We start from the raw sequence: 16,940 nt of genomic DNA on the forward strand, positions 1-16,940 counted from the left end.
GCCGGACGGCGCCGGTCAGCGTTCCAACCGAGCATACACGGGGGGAAAGAGCTCATCGGCAGGCCGGTTCCTGATGTCACGGGCGGTGTAGGCGCGCCGCATGGTCTCGAACAGCTCCTGGCCTCGTGACCGCCAATATTCCAGGTCCACTCCGGCGATCCTGCCCTCTGTCATGATGGTCCGTCCTGCCACGACGGACAGCACGGCCTGGCGTGCCGTTCCGTTCAGGAGCAGCGTCCGGAGCGGATCCTCGTGGACGCCGTCGCGAATATCCCCCAGGGAGAAGGCCACCAGATCGGCGGTAGCCCCGGGTTCCAACCGGCCCAGGTCCGGGCGGCGCAAGGCCTGAGCCCCGCCCAAGGTGGCGGCGTCGAAGTAACCGGCAACGTCCCCTGCATCGTTGCTGCCCGCCAGGATCTTCGCCAACTGCACGCCTGCGTCCATGCCCCTGATAAGGTCCGGCGGAAACGAGTCAGTGCCCAGCGAAATGTTGATGCCCGCTTCCTTGTAGGCAGTGAAGGAGTCCAGCGTGCTGCCGTAGCGCATGGAGGTCAGGGGGCAGTGGATGATGCTTGCGCCGCTGTCCGCAAGCCGGGCCAGGTCACCGCGGTCCTCGCCGAACACCGCGGGATTTCGGTCTATGTAGGTCGCATGCGGGATCAGGAGACGTTCGTTGAGAAGACCCACCTGGTCCAGCAGTTCCAAGGGCGCCACGCCGTGCCAGTCAAGGATGAGCTCGCGTTCAACCAGCCCCTGCAGCGAGTGGAGGCGGACCAGGGCGTCCCGTTCCGTGGATGCCGCCGCCGTCTCCTTGAGCAGCTCGATATCCAGGGTTTCGATGCGGCACGGGAGCAGGACTCCGTTCACCAACGGATCATCCAGTTCCGTCGCATGGTCAAGGAAGCGCAAGGCGTCGGCCAGTCCCTCGCGGCCGCGGCCGGCGTCGAACATGACGGAACGGTCCCCGTTCTCCAACACAACGTTAACGCCCGAGCGGTAGGCGGGGCCAAGGTAGGCGCGCAGGCCCAGGCGCCTGCTGGTGTTGGCCATCCCCACAAGTTCCTCGAAGGGCTCGGCCCATTCTGAATGAACCTCAGATGCGATCGGCATGTACGTCGTGATGCCGTGCAGGACCAGTTGGATCAGTGCGTACTCCCGGACCTGCTGGCGTTCATCGGCCGTGAAGACGTTGGCCCGCCGGTTCCGGAAGTAGTCCTCGGACCACTGGTGGCCTTTGGCCTGGTCCGGACCCGCCCAGCTGTCCAGGATGAGGTGGTCGATGTCGGTGAGGGCATCGAGGTCGATCAGGCCCGGCATCAGCAGGGCCTCTCCCAGATGACGCTCCTCGTCCACAGGTTCGGAGTAGTCGTGGCCAACGTAATCAATGGTGTCTCCGCTGTAGACCACGCAGGCGTCCTCCAGCAGCACATGGCGTCCGTTGTGGTGGCCCAGCACATAGCGGGCGGTGACCTTGGTGGGCACGGGAACTCCTCTTCCTGGTGGATGCAGATCCACAAGCAAACTCTCTGGTATTCCAAACAGTACATTATTTGTGATTTACATCGCATGAATCCTGCCTTAGTCTATTTTGGTATACAAGAACTCCGGAGCCAGCTCCTTGGATCATGAATCGAGCAGAACCGTTGACCCAGATACAGTCCGTCGAACCCACTACAGGCAGCCCACCACTTCCTCCAGCAACGACGCCGGAGAACAAAGTCGCCGCCCCTGCCGAAGCGCGCTCACTGCTCGCCACTGCGTGGATGAGGATCCGGCGCAGCAAGATCGCGCTCCTTAGCCTGTGCGTGGTGGTGGCGATCATGGTGTTCGCCATCTTGGCTCCCGTGCTGAGCGCCATGTCCGGCAACGATCCCTTCACCTCCAACACCAGCCCGGAGGTGCTCGATGATTTCCAGACTCCGGGCCTTCCCCTCCCCGGCTACATGTATCCATCCGCCCAGCATTGGTTGGGCGTCGAACCCGGCCTGGGCCGCGACCTTTTCGCCAGGCTTGCCTACGGCGGACAGGTCTCACTCACCATCGCCCTCCTGTCCACCGCTGTTTCCGTGGTCCTGGGAACCGTACTCGGCGCAGCGGCCGGCTACTTCGGCGGTAAAACAGATGCCATCATCAGCCGCATCATGGACCTGTTCCTCGCCTTCCCGCACCTCCTCCTGGTGCTGTCCCTGACACCGATCCTGCAGTCGCGGCTCAGGGACACGCCGCTGGGTGAAGGCAGCTTCCTGCCCATGGCCTCGCTGGTGATCATCCTGGGCTTCTTCGGCTGGGCCTACCTCGCACGAATTGTCCGCGGCCAGGTGCTGAGCCTCCGCGAGCGCGAATTCGTGGAAGCGGCCCGGTCCTTCGGCGCCTCGCACATGAGCGTCCTGTTCCGGCAGATCATTCCCAACGTCATGGGAGTCGTCCTGGTGTACGCCACCATGCTGATCCCCACCAATATCTCCGCAGAAGCTGCGTTGTCCTTCCTGGGCGTCGGCGTCAAGGATCCCACACCGTCGTGGGGCCAAATGCTCAATGCCGCCCAGTCCGGCAACTGGTACCTCAGTGATCCGTGGTTCCTTGCCGTTCCCGGCGTCATGCTCATCGTCACCGTCCTGGCCTTCAATCTCCTGGGCGACGCTGTCCGCGACGCCCTGGACCCCAAGTCTTCCCGTTAGCAACTTTCGCACCAATCCCCTGCATCGCCTCCACCCCTCTCAAGGAGCATCATGAAAACCCCTGCAAGAGCCTTGGCTCTTTCCGTCCTGATTGCCATGGCCGCCACCGGCTGTGCCGCTGGCCAGAACCAGCCCAGCAGTTCCCAGCCGGCCGGGTCGGTCACGGAGTTGGCCCCACAAGTGGTCAAGTCCGGATTCAACGGCAAGGGCGGAAACATCAACGTCCTCATGTCGTCCGACTTCCAGACCCTGGATCCGGGCAACAGCAACTACGTCCAGACGGCCAACGTCGGCCAGCTGTACTACCGCACCTTGACCATGGCGAAGGAAACAGCCGGGCAGCCGCCCACCGTGGTCCCCGACCTCGCGACCGATACCGGCAAGGTGTCCGACGACGGCCTCAGTTGGACCTTCACGCTCAAGGAAGGCGTGAAGTTCGAGGACGGCACGCCCATCACCTCGGCCGACATCAAGTACGGCGTGGAGCGCACCTTCGCGCAGGACGTCTTCACCCAGGCGCCGCAGGAGTTGAATGCAGCTCTCGACGCCGGTGGGTACAAGGGGCCGTACAAGGATCCTTCCGCGGTGCTCAAGGCGGTTGAAACACCCGATGAACGCACCGTGGTCTTCCACCTGAAGAAGCCGTTCGCTGAATTCCCAGCCCTGGCCTCCCGTTCCAACACAGCGCCTGTCCCGAAAGCCAAGGACACCAAGCTCGACTACACCAACCACCCCGTGTCCTCGGGTCCCTACATGGTGGAGTCGTACAACCGCGGCAAATCGCTCAAGTTGGTCCGGAACCCGCATTGGGACCCCGCCACGGACCCCAACCGTTCGGCACTGCCGGACACCTTCAGTTTCTCGCTCTCCACGTCCCAGGCCACCATCAGCCAGCAGCTCCTGGCCGACTCGGATCCGAATGCCATCACCTTGGATTCCAACGGTGCGCTGCAGACCTCGGACTCCGCGAAGCTTGCCGATGCCAAGGTCAAAGACCGTGTCGCCTCCGGTCTCCTGGGCTGCAACGACGTTCTGAGCCTGAACACGGAGAAGATCAAGGATCCGGACGTCCGCAAGGCCATCGCGCTTGCCCTGGACCGCCAGTCCATCCTGGTCCAGTACGGCGGACGACGCTTCGGCGAGATCACCCAGAGCCCACTGAACCCCAAGATGCGCGGCTACGTGGAGACCGAGCTGGAACTGGATCCCAGCGGCAAGCCCAAGCTCGAGGAAGCCAAGAAGCTGCTGGAAGGCAAGGACTATCCCAAGACCCTGACGTACGGCTACGCCAACAACCGGGACGCCTTCAAGAACACCGGCACCGTGGTCCAGCAGAACCTGAAGGCCCTGGGCATCGACGTTGAGTTGGTGGCGATTCCCGCACCGAACTACTACTCCGTCCTCGCCAGCGAGCAGCTCCCGGACATGGGCCGCTCCGGTTGGTGTGGCGGTGCTGATCCGGCGTCCATCCGCACGTCCGCAGATCCCTTGCTGGGCCCGAACAACGAGGGCACCAGCTACGGATTCTCCAACACGTCCCGCTACTTCGACCCCGTTGTTTCGAAGGCCATGTTCGATCTGCGCAACACGGACGGCACCTCCGAGGAACTGGGTAAGAAGTGGTCCGAGGCGTTCGGATCGGCGTTGAAGACCTACCCGATCGTTCCGCTCATCCGCAGCCACACCAACAGCGTGGTGGGTTCCAACGTCCGCAACGCCCAGGTGGGCTACTTCTTCGGCGGCATAGACCTCTCGATCGTCGGCGTCGAGCACTAACCGGAATTCTTCCAGAAGGAGAAGCGGGCCGCCTGCACCAGCCGGCGGCCCGCAACCACCACCATGATGACTTTCATTCTTCGCCGGGCCGGATCGCTGGTCCTGCTTCTCGCCGCGGTCAGTTTCATCACCTTCACGCTCTTCCAGTTGGGCCCCTCCGACCCTGCGGCTGCTGCGTGCGGGCAGGAATGCACGCCCGAACGCGTGGCCGAGGCCCGCGTTGCCCTCGGCATGGACCAGCCCTTCCTTGTCCAGTACTTCGACTACATCCGCGGCCTTTTCTCGTCGCGGATGATTGGGCCCCCCGGCGCCCAGACACTGTGTGAATGGCCGTGCATGGGCAAGTCCTTCCAAACCAACGAGAACGTCGCGGACATCATCAGCCGCTCGCTTCCCTACACCTTCTCCATGGCCATCGGCGCCTTGGTCCTGTGGACCATCACCGGCGTTGGCTTGGGACTCCTGGCCGCCCTGCGCAAGGGTTCGCCCGTGGACAAGTTCATTGTTGGCGCCGCTTCCGTGGGCGTCTCGTTGCCGATCCCGGTGACCGGCCTGTTCCTGCTGCTCCTGTTCGTGAACCAGTTGCATCTGCTGCCCTTCACCACCAACGAGATCAACAGTCCCTTCGGTCCGCAAGGACCCGGAGCGTGGGTGGCCAACTATCTGCTGCCGTGGATCGCCCTTGCCGTCCTCTTCAGTGCCTCCTATATCCGCGTCACCCGCACCAACATGATTGAGACGTTCGGCGAGGACTTCATCCGGACTGCCCGCGCCAAAGGCCTGGCACCCCGGACGGTCACGTTCAAGCACGGTGTACGGGCAGGAATCACCCCTGTTGTCACCATGCTCGGGATGGATATCGGCCTCCTGCTGGGCGGCGCAGTCCTCACGGAACAGATCTTCTCCGTACCCGGCCTGGGCTTCACAGCAGTGCACGCCGCCATTTCCGGCGATCTCCCTGTCACCATGGCCATCACCATGCTGGCAGCGTTCTTCGTCATCGTCGCCAATGTTGTGGTTGACCTCGCCTATGCCGCCATCGATCCCCGAGTGAGGCTCCAATGACCCAGCTGCCTGCCACCACCGCGAGCGCGAATACCGGACGGACAGCCACCGCCCCTTTCCTCGAGGTCACCGGCCTGACCGTGAAGTTCCCTACGGATGACGGCGTTGTCTCCGCAGTAAACGGCATGGACTTTGCCCTGGAACGCGGCGAGACCCTCGGAATCGTGGGCGAGTCCGGTTCCGGCAAATCCGTCACCAGCCAAGCGTTGATGGGTTTGCTCAAAGGCACCTCTGCGCAAGTCACCGGTCAGGCCATGTTCCAGGACAAGGACTTGGTCACCTTGCCCGAGTCCGCCATGCGGCAGCTCCGTGGCCGCAACATCGGCATGATCTTCCAGGACCCGCTTTCGGCGTTGCACCCGTTCTACACCGTGGGTCACCAGATCGCCGAGGCGTACCTGGTCCACAACAAGGCGAGCAAGAAGCAGGCGAGGGCGGCCGCCGTCGACATGCTGGGCAGGGTGGGAATCCCCAGCCCTGAGCAGCGTTACGACGAGTACCCCCACCATTTCTCCGGTGGCATGCGCCAGCGTGCCATGATCGCCATGGCATTGATCTGCGAGCCGGAGCTGCTGATCGCCGATGAGCCCACCACCGCGCTGGACGTCACGGTCCAGGCCCAAATCCTGGATCTGATGTCCGAGCTCCAGGAGGAGAGCAACTCAGCGTTGATCCTCATCACGCACGATCTCGGGGTGGTAGCCGAGGTCTGCGACAACGTCCTGGTCATGTACGGCGGCCAGTGTGTCGAGTCGGGTCCCGTGGATGAAATTTTCTACGACACCCAGCACCCCTACACCTTGGGATTGCTCAACTCGATGCCCACCCTCAACAGCTCCTCCAGCCGGCTGAACCCCATACCCGGCCAGCCGCCGTCGCTTCTTGACCTGCCCAAGGGCTGCATCTTCAGCGCACGCTGCCAGTACGCCGAGCTCGCCGGCGACGGTATCTGCGCCAACCAGCGGCCTGAACTTCGGGTCGAGGGCGGGCACGGCAAGCGGTGCCACTTGAGCGGCCCGCAGATCATCACCATCCGGAATTCGCGTTAGGACCCGCCATGGAACATCAGCCCATCCTCCAGGTGGAGAACCTGCAGAAGCACTTCCCGCTGAAGGGCGGCCTCCTTCCGGGGGCCGCCAAGCGTTCGGTCAAAGCGGTCGACGGCGTATCGTTCAGTCTTGCCCGCGGCCAGACATTGGGGCTCGTAGGTGAGTCCGGGTGCGGTAAGTCGACCACCGGCCGCATGGTGGCACGCCTGATGGATCCAACGGGCGGCCGGATTGTGGTCGACGGCGTGGACATCAGCCAGTTGCGTGGCAAGGACCTGTACAACTTCCGGCGCAAGGTGCAGATGATCTTCCAGGATCCCTTCGCCTCCTTGAACCCCCGGCAAACCGTGGGCACGGCCATTGCCGCTCCCATGGTGGCGCAGAAGATCAGCCCGCCGGGTGGGCTCAAGAACCGGGTCAAGGAACTCCTGGACCAGGTGGGGCTCAAACCTGAGCACTACAACCGGTTCCCGCATGAGTTCTCCGGGGGCCAACGGCAGCGCGTGGGCATTGCCCGGGCCATCTCCCTGAACCCGTCCGTGATCGTGTGCGACGAGCCAGTGTCCGCCTTGGACGTTTCCGTACAGGCGCAGGTGGTGAACCTGTTGCAGCAGATTCAGCGCGACACCGGCGTTTCCTACATCTTCATTGCCCACGATCTCTCCGTGGTCAGGCACATTTCCCATGAAGTTGCCGTGATGTATCTGGGCAAAATCGTTGAACAGGGGCCGCGCGACGCCTTGTTCCACGAGCCCCTGCACCCCTATACCAAGGCGCTTCTGTCGGCGGTGCCACTGCCGGATCCCCGCGCCGCGAGGGAACAGGTAAAAATACGGCTTCGTGGCGATCTGCCTTCTCCCGCCAATCCGCCCAGCGGCTGCGTCTTCCGCACCCGCTGCCCACTCATCGGCACCCTTCCCGAGGAGCAGCGCCAACGCTGCATCGACCAGATCCCCACACCGGCCACCCCTGCCGCCCCGGCCTGCCACCACACGGGGATGGCCGCATCGGTCCTGGCCGGCGTGAAATAGACGCAGGCAATAGATTCACTACCAAAGGAGCAAACCATTGAACACCCTGATCCACGCCGTCCGTCCCTGGGGGCAGGCTCTCAGCGATGTGAGCATCTCTGACGGCAAGATCACCGCCGTCGAACCCCATGTCCCAACCCGCACTGTTCCGGACGGCGTGACGCTTGTCCATGGCCGCGGTCGGATTTTGTTGCCGTCGTTCTCCGATGTCCACGTTCACCTCGACTCCACCCGGATCGGCCTGCCTTTCCGCGAGCACACCGGCGGTCCCGGGGTGTGGACCATGATGATGAACGACCGGCAGAACTGGCGCAACGCCGAGGTCCCGCTGCAGGAGCGTGTCAACGACACCCTGGGACGGATGATCGCCCGGGGCACCACCCGCGTCCGCTCCTACGCCCAAGTGGATGTGGACTGCCGACTGGAACGCTTCGACGCCGTGGCCGCCGCCAAGGAGAAGTTTGCAGGCCGGGCCTCCGTGGACATCATCGCCTTCCCCCAGGCCGGCTTGCTGCTTGAGGAGGGCACCGTTGAGCTGATGGAGGAGGCGTTGAAGGCCGGTGCCAACGTGATGGGTGGCATCGATCCCTGCACCTTGGACCGGGATCCGGCGAAGCATCTGGACATCGTGTTCGGCCTGGCGGAGAAGTACCAAGTGCCCATCGATATCCACCTTCATGAGCCCGGCGAACTGGGTGTCTTCAGCACCGACTTGGTCCTTGAACGCACCCGTGCTCTGGGGATGCAGGGCCAGGTGACCATGTCCCACGCCTACCAACTGGGCAGCGTCAACGAGGCCACCACCCGGAGGCTGATCGATGCGTTCGCGGAGCTGGACGTTTCCCTGGCTTCGGTGGCTCCCTCCGCTGCAGGCCAGCTTCCCATCCCGCTCCTCACCGAGGCCGGGGTCCGACTGGGCTTGGGCGAGGACGGGCAGCGCGACTACTGGTCTCCCTACGGCAACACCGACATGCTGGACCGCACGTGGCAACTCGCCTTCACCCACGGGTTCCGCAAGGATGAGCTGATCGAGCACTGCCTGGCCATCGCCACCATCGGGGGCGCCAGCATCCTTGACCCCACCGCCACCAGGCTCAAGGACACTGCCCACCGGCCCGGCGTCGACGTTGGCGACCCAGCGGACCTGCTGCTGGTAGACGGCGAAACGGTAGCCTCCACCGTCATGGACCGGGGGAAGGACCGGACCGTGTTCCATGCGGGCAAGGTGGTCGCGGACCAGCTGGAACTCGTCTAGCGCTGTTGAACCCGCTCTTGGCGGGCCTCCTCGCGGTCGAACGCGAAGGAGGTCCACCAAGCGCGGGTTCCTGCGTTAAGCCCTACTCACCCCGCGCCGTGGGCGCATCATCAAGGGGCGTCCACCAAGTGACGGGGGGCGTGACGTGGAAGCGGCGCCCAGTCACCGTGCCGGGAGTGATCCGAATGAACTGGTCCTTTTGCCCGGCCTCCCACGGAAACAGGAGAAGCCCGACGGTATCCAAAACATCCTGGGTGAGGCTCACTGCGGCCGCCTGGCCCTTGACCACCACGCTCCACGCAACGCCGGTCTGTGCGTTAACGCCGTCAGCCTCAATGGCCACGGGGGTATCGCTGAGGGCTGCATGGAGCTTGGTGCCTTCACCCGTCCGGAACACCATGGTCCCGTGGTCCACCTTGTAATTCACGGGGAAAATGTCCGGGTGATCGTCGACCCACACCGCGAGCCGGCCCACTGAGACACCCCTGAGGAGCTCCCAGCATTCGTTGGTTTCCAGGACTTCGGTGGCGGGCGTGCCTGGCTGGTCGGTTCCTGTTGGTGAGTTCGTCATAACGCCGAGGATACGCCGCAGATTTGCGGCCCGACAGGGCAAGGGCCACCGGCAGCCCAGCCGGCGCCGGCGTGGTCTGCTCCGGGGGTCCTTTGTATCGCCGGATTATCCAACGAGGGTGGCTTCGGTCCCTGGCTCCACTGGAGCTGGTGCCTGCTCCACACTCACCAAGGGGCCGCGGATTGCGAAGAATCCTGCGCCGGCCAGCACCACGGCTTCAAGCGCGAGCACCCAGAAGGTCACGTCCCAGCCACCGGTCATCGTGTGCAGCAACCCGGCCCCCAGTGGGCCAAGGGACGCCAGAGCGAATCCGAATCCCTGGCTCATGGCGGAGAGCCTTCCTGCCGATTGGGGGCCGTCCGAGCGGATTACCACCAAGGCCATGGCGAGTCCGAATCCGGCGCTCTGAACCACGCCCAGGATCCCGACCATCAGGAACTGCAGCTCTGACGGTGCGGCGAGGACTCCGAGGAGTGCCAGCGCCACCGACAAACCCAGTCCGGGTGCCAGGATCTTCAGGACGCCGGGACGGCCCGCCAGCACGGGGGCCAGCAAACTCGCCGGTAGCCCCGCCAAGCTGAACCAAGCGAGTAAGGCGGCCGATTCTGCTGCTGCGATGCCCCGGGATACCAAGTACACGGCCAACCAGGACGTAATGGCGAAATAGAGCATGGCTTGGAGGCCAAAGAATGCGGTCACCGCCCACGCGGTCCGCTGCTTTCGGAGCGGCTCTGCGGGCCTTCTTCCGACAATTGTCGACGACGCGTCCCCGGTAGGTGACGAGGTGGCGGCGTCCGCCGCGGCGCCTCCGGACCGGTGAATAAGTATGGCACCCATCAGGGCAGGCACAGCCCACACGGCCAAGGCCCAAGGCAGGCTCCCGCCCAGGACATGTTGCAACGGCTGGACCAGTCCCGCACCGAGCGCAGCGCCCAGCCCGAACCCCATGGTGCACAGCCCGGTCCACCAGCCGGTGCCATGGTTTGCCTTGACGATCTGCGGCACCAGCACGCTGGCGGTCATGATCGACATGCCTGCCAGGAATGTCCCCGGCAGAAGAAGCACCGGCACCAATACCCGGACGACCAGCGCAAGAGCCAGGACCACCAGGGCCAGGGCCACAGCCCGCCCGGTCCCGAAACGCCGGGCCAGCCAAGGGCCGATCGGTCCCGAAACACCAAAAGCCAATACCGGCAGCGTCCCCAGCAGGGGCAGCAGCGCCGGATCCAGGCCGAACACCCCTGGCACCTGGTTCATGACTCCGGCAACGGTGGTGATGGTCGGCCGAAGATTGACGGACACCATCACCAACGCGAGCAACACCATCCCCGTAGCAAGTCGGGCCCCAAGCCCCAAAAGCGCCGTCCCGGCCCGCCGTCGTTCTTCCACGTCATTCCCCTCATAGCCACTTGGTATACCAAGTAAGCCTAAAAGGAGATTGAAGGAAAGTAAATGCGTCCAAACAAGCTGGAAGCATGTGACACCCACAAGGACCCATCAAATTTGGAATACCAAAGACCCCAGCCCCAGCCCGCGTCCACGAGACGCGAGATCGCACGGCCCGCAGGGCCGGAACGCGAGATCGCACGGCCCGCGCAGGGCCGGAACGCGGCAGCGCGCGTCTAAGGGAGGAACGACCGAGCGCGCCGAGCGTTTCGGCCCTGCGCGGGCCGCACCCCGCAGCCTGCGGGCCGCGCCCCGCAGCACACGGGCCGCGCGCCGCACCACGGATTACCCCTAGATGGCCTTCCCCGGGTTCAGGATCCCCTGGGGGTCGAACAGCTCTTTGATCCGCCGCTGCAGCTCCCGCACTGGTTCGGGCTGCTCCAGCCCAAGCCACCGCAGCTTGTATTGCCCCACGCCGTGCTCGCCGGTGATGGTGCCACCCATCTCGAGGCCTACGCGGATGGATTCGTCCAGGGCAGCGTTGAGTCGTTGCAGGGCGTCTGCATCGGTGGCCGGGTCCACACGGTCCATCCAGAAGGTGGGGTGCAGGTTGCCGTCGCCTGCGTGCGCGACGACTTTCAGGCGTACCTGGAACCGTGCGGCCATGGCTTCAAGTTCGGCGACGAAGTCCACCAGCCGTGAACGCGGGACCGCGATGTCCTCGCCGACCCTGAACTCGTCGTCCACTTCCACGCCGCGGCTGTTGCGTCGCAGTTCCACGAGCATCTCTGCTTCGGCGCTGGCTTCGGTGGTGACGGTCGCGCCGCCGTCGGCGAGTACTTGGCGGACGACGTCGGCTTCTGCGGCCGCACCGAATCCATCGGCCTGAATGAGCAGCAATGACTTGCCGCGCTTCTGGAGGTCGCCGCCGTGGAGTTCGTCGAGTTGCACCAGGGTGCCGTTGTCCAGGAGCTCCATGATGGCGGGCTGCACACGGGCCCTTCCGACGGCGAGCACTCCTGCGGCGGCGCTGCGGAAGTCCTGGTAGAAGGCGGCGATGGTGTGGACTTCGCGGGGCAGGTATTTCAGTCGGACAGTCACGCCCACCACGATTCCGAGTGTTCCTTCGGAGCCAACCAGCAGGGCGGTGAGGTCGTAGCCGGCCACGCCTTTGAAGGTTTGGTGGCCAGTGTGCATGAGCGAGCCGTCGGCCATGACGACGTCCAGGGCCAGCACGGAATCGCGGGTCACGCCGTATTTTGCGCAGCGCAGTCCGCCGGCATTGGTGGCCACGTTCCCGCCGATGGTGGACATTTTGTAGCTGGCCGGATCAGGCGCGTACATCAGGCCGTGGCCGGCGGCAGCAGCGTTCAGGTCGGCGTTGATGACTCCGGGTTCGACGACGGCGGTTTCGTCGTCGGGGTTGAGGTCCAGGATGCGGTTCATTCGTTCAAGGCTCAGGACGATGCAGCCGTGGGTGGCGTGCGCACCGCCGGAGACCCCCGTTCCAGCCCCGCGGGCAACGATCGGGACCTGATGCGCTGCGCAGCTGCGGACGATGTGTTGCACGTCCTCCACGGACTCGGCCCACACCACAGCGAGCGGGAGGTGCCTCTCCAACAGCGGACCTTGATCCGCGGAGTAGACGGTGAGGGTTTCTTCGTCCTGCGCTATTTGTCCGCGTTGGAGACCCTCCGCCAATCCGTCCAGGAACGCCTCTTGGCCGGCTGTACGCCTGGCCTCTTCCGCGTGACCGACGGTGCGGTCCTTGATGCGTTCCCCTGATGTTCCGGCCACTGCCGTTTCGTCCGACAAAGCATTCCCTCCACGTGAGCACCGCGGACACGCCAAACCGGCAGTCTTCGCAGTGTTTTCAGTGCTCCCAGTCTAGCCAGCGCCCTCGGCCCAGCTGCGTTCCCGGCCCGCCGTCAAACATCACAGTGGATGCCCGTGCGGTGTCTCGCGTGTTCAGGGCGATGTCGGTGTTTTGTCGCACACCCCGGCTAAATCCCGGGGTAACCGCGTCTCCGCAAGCGCTTCCACAAGATGCACCCGGGTCCTCGAAGTTGAAGAAGCAAACCCTTATCCAAGCCTCAATGACAGTACCCTTAGGACTGGAAACGTTTACAATTTTCAGAGTTCTCTTCTACGATGTGTTCATGTCCGTTGATTCATTGCTCTCGGTTGCGGCCCATGAGCCCACCGCAGCTTTCACGCATCTCACCCCGGTCCACGACGCCTCGACGGCGCACGGGTGGTGGCGTTCCGCTGTGATCTACCAGATCTACCCGCGGTCCTTCCGCGACCTCAACGGCGACGGCGTGGGCGACCTGGCCGGAATCACTGCCGAGCTCTCCCACCTTGCCGGGTTGGGCGTCGACGCCGTGTGGTTGTCGCCGTTCTACCGCTCACCCCAGCGGGATGCCGGGTACGACGTCAGCGACTACTGCGACGTGGACCCCCTGTTCGGCACCTTGACTGACTTCGACGCCCTCATCGCCGAAGCCAACAGGCTCAACCTTCGCGTCATCGCCGACCTCGTGCCCAACCATTGCTCCGACCAGCACATCGCCTTCCAGGCCGCCCTGGCCGCCGGGCCCAACAGCCCGGAGCGGGATATGTTCATCTTCCGTGACGGCCAAGGACACGATGGCAACGAGCCGCCCAACAACTGGCAGTCCCATTTCGGCGGACCGGCATGGACGCGCATCACCGAGCCCAATGGACAGCCCGGGCAATGGTTCCTGCACCTCTTCGATTCCTCGCAGCCGGACTTCAACTGGGACAACCCTGAGGTCCACGCGGAGTTCGAACGCGTCCTCCGCTTCTGGCTGGACCGCGGCATCTCCGGTTTCCGGGTGGACGTCGCCCACGCATTGGTCAAAGCAGCCGGCCTGCCCAACTGGGGTGGGCGCGCTGACGGCAACAGCTCAGAGGGCTTCCCCGGACACGACGCTCCCATGTTTGGCCAGCCCGCCCTCCACGACATCTACCGCCGCTGGCGTGCCCTCCTGGAAGAGTACGGTCCGGACCGCATTCTCTGCGCCGAAGCCAACGTGGATCCGCTCCCCCGGCTGGCGCAGTGGGTCCGTCCCGATGAGATGCACCAGGCCTTCAACTTCCCCTACCTGCATGCCGGCCTGGACGTGCACCGCCTTCGCCACACCATCACCGACTCGCTGATTTCGCTCGACGCCGTGGGCGCTGCCAGCACGTGGGTGCTGTCCAACCACGATGTTGTCCGGCATGTCTCACGCTTCGGGTACGACGGACCAGGACCCCGCGACGGCGACGGCATCGGCCCCGACGACGCACAGCCCAATGAAGAACTCGGACGACGCCGGGCTGCCGCAGCCACCATGTTCATGCTCGGCCTCCCGGGTGGTGCGTACCTCTACCAAGGTGAAGAGCTGGGCCTCCCCGATTCCGTCAGCATTCCCGGCACCATGCGCCAGGACCCTACCTTCGCCCGCACTGGCGGAGCCCGGATCGGCCGCGACGGCTGCCGCGTGCCCCTGCCATGGCGCTCAGGCGAACCGCACTCCGGATTCGGCTCCGGCATGGATCCCTGGCTTCCGCAGCCCGAGTCCTGGCCCGCGCTGGCGAGGGACCAGCAGGAGGCTGATCCGACGTCGCATCTCAACTTGTACCGGGCCATGCTCGCCCAACGCGCCGCGCACCGGCTCGGCCAGGGATCGCTCGCCTGGGCAGAGGACTTCTGCTCGGAGTCCTCGCTGGCGTACCTCAACGGCACCACGTTGGTGATCATGAACGTGGGAACGGACCCACTGCCGCTACCCGCTGGAGAAACGATCTTGCGCAGCTCTGCTGCACCAGCCGCTGATCAACCGGCGGCTGATCTCCTCGACGCTGATCCATTAGGCTCGGGGGAGACAATCTGGCTGACAGTCAGCTGATTTTTCCCGAGGAGCGGCATGACAGGCATCAAGGACGTAGCCGAGCGCGCAGGGCTGTCCGTTGCCACCGTTTCACGGGCACTGAGCGGCAAGGGCAACGTCTCCCCCACCAGCCGGGAGCGGGCCCGCGCCGCCGCGGCCGAGCTGGGCTTTGTGTTGTCCTATCACGCGTCCAGCCTGGCCTCGGGGCGTACACACAACGTTGGTTTGGTGGTGCCCTCGGTCCACCGCTGGTTCTTTTCAGCGGTGATCGAGGGTGCCTCGGCCGCGCTGCTCGAGGCCGGCTACGACCTCACCCTGTACAACATCGGCGAGAACCCCGCGCATCGGCACAGCGTGTTCAACGACTTCCTGCTGCGTAAACGGGTGGATGCAGTCATCGCGGTATCGCTGGAACTGAGCGAGGCGGAACTCCAGCAGCTCCACGCCATGCACCGCCCGATCGTGGGCATCGGCGGTCCCTTGCCGGGAGCCTCAACCATCAGGATCGACGATTCCGGGATCGCGCGGAAGGCCACCAACCACCTGCTGGGCCTGGGACACACCCAGATCGCCCACATCACCGGTCACGAGGCCTACGACCAGGACTTCCATCTTCCAGGAACCCGCCGGAGCGGTTTTGAGGAAGCAATGAACGACGCCGGCTGTCCGGTCAGGCCCGAATGGATCGTTTCTGCGGACTTCACCATTGAAGGCGCTTACGCTGCTGCCCGGCAGTTGCTGGCCAGTGCGCCGGACAGGCCCACGGCCGTCTTCGCAGCGTCTGACGAAATGGCCATCGGCACCATCCTTGCCGCCCGGGACTTCGGGCTGCGTATCCCGGACGACCTTTCCGTGATGGGAATCGACGGGCACGACCTGGGCAACGTCATGGGCCTGACGACAATCGACCAAGATGCCAAGGGCCAGGGTGCATTGGCTGTCCGCACCCTCCTGGGCGCCATCACCAACGGCCTGGTCCTGGAACCGGCCGATACCGAACATCCCACCAGCCTGGTGGTGCGGAGCAGCACCGCCGTTCCGAAGGCCGGCGCTTCCTAACCGCCCTGAAACTGCAGGCGGCGTTCCATGGCGAGCTCACGTTTGGTCGTGTCTTGCGGATACGGCCTACTGGCCCCTGTGGTCTCGAACCCGTGCCGTTCGTAGAAGGCACGTGCCCTCGAGTTGTCTTCGTGGACCCCGAGCTCAAGGTACGTGGCACCGAGATCTTCGGCAGCGGCTTTGCACGCCTCCTTCAGAAGCTCGTCTGCAAGACCCAGGCCGCGGTGTTCGGGTGCGACGTACACGCTGATGAGCATGGCCTGGAGCTCCTTGTGCGGGGCCTGCGGGTGTTTGAGCACCACGCGCATCAGCCCACAGAACCTGCTCCCGTCCACGCCGGCATCAGCCACCACCGTGAGGCTGTTGTCCCCGGACATGGCCGCCGCGCGTTCCTGCCACTGGGTATCGGTCTGCCTGCGCGCCGCATCAAGGCTCTCAATGTAGGCCATGGGTGTATCCGTGAGCATCTCCAGGCGGACAGCCTTGAGCAACCGCCAGTCTGGTGCGAGCAGCCTGCGGATCCTAGGCAACTGCTCCGCCCATGAACCTTACGTAGCGATCCAGAACAGACGGCCAACCCTCGGCATAGGAGGCCCGGGACGCTGCAGGATCCTCCGCACCTTCCCATCCATCATGGACCAGACGCACTTCCGTGCCCTCCTCCACTGCCCGGAAAGCCACTCGGATCTCGGTGGACCACAAAGGTGTGCTGGCCGGGTACCAGCTGGCGTGGAAGGACAGCGGGGGCTGCCAATCATCGATGGTGCCCCAAACGGAAGTCCGGCCGTCTTCAGCCGTTTCCAGGATCAGGTTCTCTTCGAACTCCACGTGGGATCCCGCTCCATAGACGCTCTCCTGCTCCAAGGGCCACCACAGGTGAGGGTGGTCCGTGAACCCCTGGAAGGCGTGCGGGACAGTGGTTGGCACCACGACGGTGAGGATGAGCGGTTCAAGTGACCCACCGCCCTGCTCGGATGACTCGGGCTCAGAGGCCGGGTGGCTGAAGAGGTTTTCCATGACAACCAACTCTACCGGCGGGCGGTGTTCCGCGGGCTGGTGTTGTTTGTGGGTTAAAGGGGGAAGAGCCCCGACCGTGTGGTCGGGGCTCTTGCCTAATGGTTGTCCGGCGGTGTCCTACTCTCCCACACCCTCCCGGGTGCAGTACCATCGG

Annotated in this window: 14 protein-coding genes; 8 read left to right on the forward strand and 6 right to left on the reverse strand. The window is 64.5% G+C overall.

Translation table 11 applies throughout. The features are described from left to right. Positions 1-15: 15 nt before the first annotated feature. The gene (locus QF015_RS06240) at positions 16-1,482 is read right to left on the reverse strand and encodes a chlorohydrolase family protein (RefSeq protein ID WP_429387771.1); all 1,467 of its coding nucleotides are present in this window, start codon (positions 1,480-1,482) and stop codon (positions 16-18) included. 143 nt (positions 1,483-1,625) lie between these two features. On the opposite strand from QF015_RS06240, the gene QF015_RS06245 reads away from it, so the two are divergent. From QF015_RS06245 to QF015_RS06270, 6 genes are all read left to right on the forward strand, one after another. Beyond that, a complete protein-coding gene (locus tag QF015_RS06245) occupies positions 1,626-2,678 on the forward strand; it encodes an ABC transporter permease (protein WP_429387773.1) in 1,053 nt (350 codons plus the stop codon). A 51-nt stretch (positions 2,679-2,729) separates the two neighbouring features. Then, positions 2,730-4,454 carry an ABC transporter substrate-binding protein gene (locus QF015_RS06250; protein WP_310202417.1) on the forward strand — a complete coding sequence of 575 codons (1,725 nt, stop codon included), beginning with the start codon at positions 2,730-2,732 and terminating at the stop codon, positions 4,452-4,454. Positions 4,455-4,517: 63 nt separating this feature from the next. Next, positions 4,518-5,519 carry an ABC transporter permease gene (locus tag QF015_RS06255; RefSeq protein ID WP_429387775.1) on the forward strand — a complete coding sequence of 334 codons (1,002 nt, stop codon included), beginning with the start codon at positions 4,518-4,520 and terminating at the stop codon, positions 5,517-5,519. Further along, complete coding sequence (locus QF015_RS06260; RefSeq protein ID WP_429387777.1) at positions 5,516-6,568, forward strand: ABC transporter ATP-binding protein; 1,053 nt, start codon at positions 5,516-5,518, stop codon at positions 6,566-6,568. The genes QF015_RS06255 and QF015_RS06260 overlap by 4 nt, the downstream gene beginning before the upstream one ends. 8 nt (positions 6,569-6,576) lie before the next feature. Then, positions 6,577-7,599: an ABC transporter ATP-binding protein gene (locus QF015_RS06265; protein WP_310202423.1), complete on the forward strand. Its 1,023-nt coding sequence runs from the start codon at positions 6,577-6,579 to the stop codon at positions 7,597-7,599. Between the two features lie 37 nt (positions 7,600-7,636). Further along, positions 7,637-8,854 carry an amidohydrolase family protein gene (locus tag QF015_RS06270; protein WP_429387780.1) on the forward strand — a complete coding sequence of 406 codons (1,218 nt, stop codon included), beginning with the start codon at positions 7,637-7,639 and terminating at the stop codon, positions 8,852-8,854. Positions 8,855-8,936: 82 nt separating this feature from the next. Here the strand turns inward: QF015_RS06270 and QF015_RS06275 are convergent, their stop codons facing one another. The 3 genes from QF015_RS06275 to QF015_RS06285 all read right to left on the reverse strand — a co-directional run bounded on the left by QF015_RS06275 (position 8,937) and on the right by QF015_RS06285 (position 12,626). Further along, positions 8,937-9,425 carry a pyridoxamine 5'-phosphate oxidase family protein gene (locus tag QF015_RS06275; protein ID WP_429387782.1) on the reverse strand — a complete coding sequence of 163 codons (489 nt, stop codon included), beginning with the start codon at positions 9,423-9,425 and terminating at the stop codon, positions 8,937-8,939. A 105-nt stretch (positions 9,426-9,530) separates the two neighbouring features. Beyond that, positions 9,531-10,814 (reverse strand): MFS transporter, encoded by a 1,284-nt coding sequence (locus tag QF015_RS06280; protein ID WP_429387784.1) that lies wholly within the window; start codon positions 10,812-10,814, stop codon positions 9,531-9,533. Positions 10,815-11,162: 348 nt separating this feature from the next. Continuing rightward, on the reverse strand, positions 11,163-12,626 hold the full coding sequence (locus QF015_RS06285; protein ID WP_429387786.1) for an FAD-binding oxidoreductase: 1,464 nt from the start codon (positions 12,624-12,626) through the stop codon (positions 11,163-11,165). A gap of 344 nt (positions 12,627-12,970) precedes the next feature. On the opposite strand from QF015_RS06285, the gene QF015_RS06290 reads away from it, so the two are divergent. Together QF015_RS06290 and QF015_RS06295 are read left to right on the forward strand one after the other, a co-directional pair. Further along, positions 12,971-14,728: a glycoside hydrolase family 13 protein gene (locus QF015_RS06290; protein WP_429387788.1), complete on the forward strand. Its 1,758-nt coding sequence runs from the start codon at positions 12,971-12,973 to the stop codon at positions 14,726-14,728. 18 nt (positions 14,729-14,746) lie between these two features. Next, complete coding sequence (locus tag QF015_RS06295) at positions 14,747-15,769, forward strand: LacI family DNA-binding transcriptional regulator (RefSeq protein ID WP_310202435.1); 1,023 nt, start codon at positions 14,747-14,749, stop codon at positions 15,767-15,769. Here the strand turns inward: QF015_RS06295 and QF015_RS06300 are convergent. Both QF015_RS06300 and QF015_RS06305 read right to left on the reverse strand, forming a co-directional pair. Continuing rightward, on the reverse strand, positions 15,766-16,218 hold the full coding sequence (locus tag QF015_RS06300) for a GNAT family N-acetyltransferase (RefSeq protein ID WP_429387791.1): 453 nt from the start codon (positions 16,216-16,218) through the stop codon (positions 15,766-15,768). The two genes, QF015_RS06295 and QF015_RS06300, sit on opposite strands and share 4 nt — an antisense overlap. A gap of 73 nt (positions 16,219-16,291) precedes the next feature. Further along, entirely contained in the window at positions 16,292-16,786 is a 495-nt protein-coding gene (locus QF015_RS06305; RefSeq protein WP_429387793.1) for an SRPBCC domain-containing protein, read from the reverse strand. Positions 16,787-16,940: the final 154 nt, after the last annotated feature.

Source organism: Paenarthrobacter sp. TE4293 (assembly GCF_050435325.1).
GTDB classification, from domain to species: domain Bacteria; phylum Actinomycetota; class Actinomycetes; order Actinomycetales; family Micrococcaceae; genus Arthrobacter; species Arthrobacter nitroguajacolicus_C.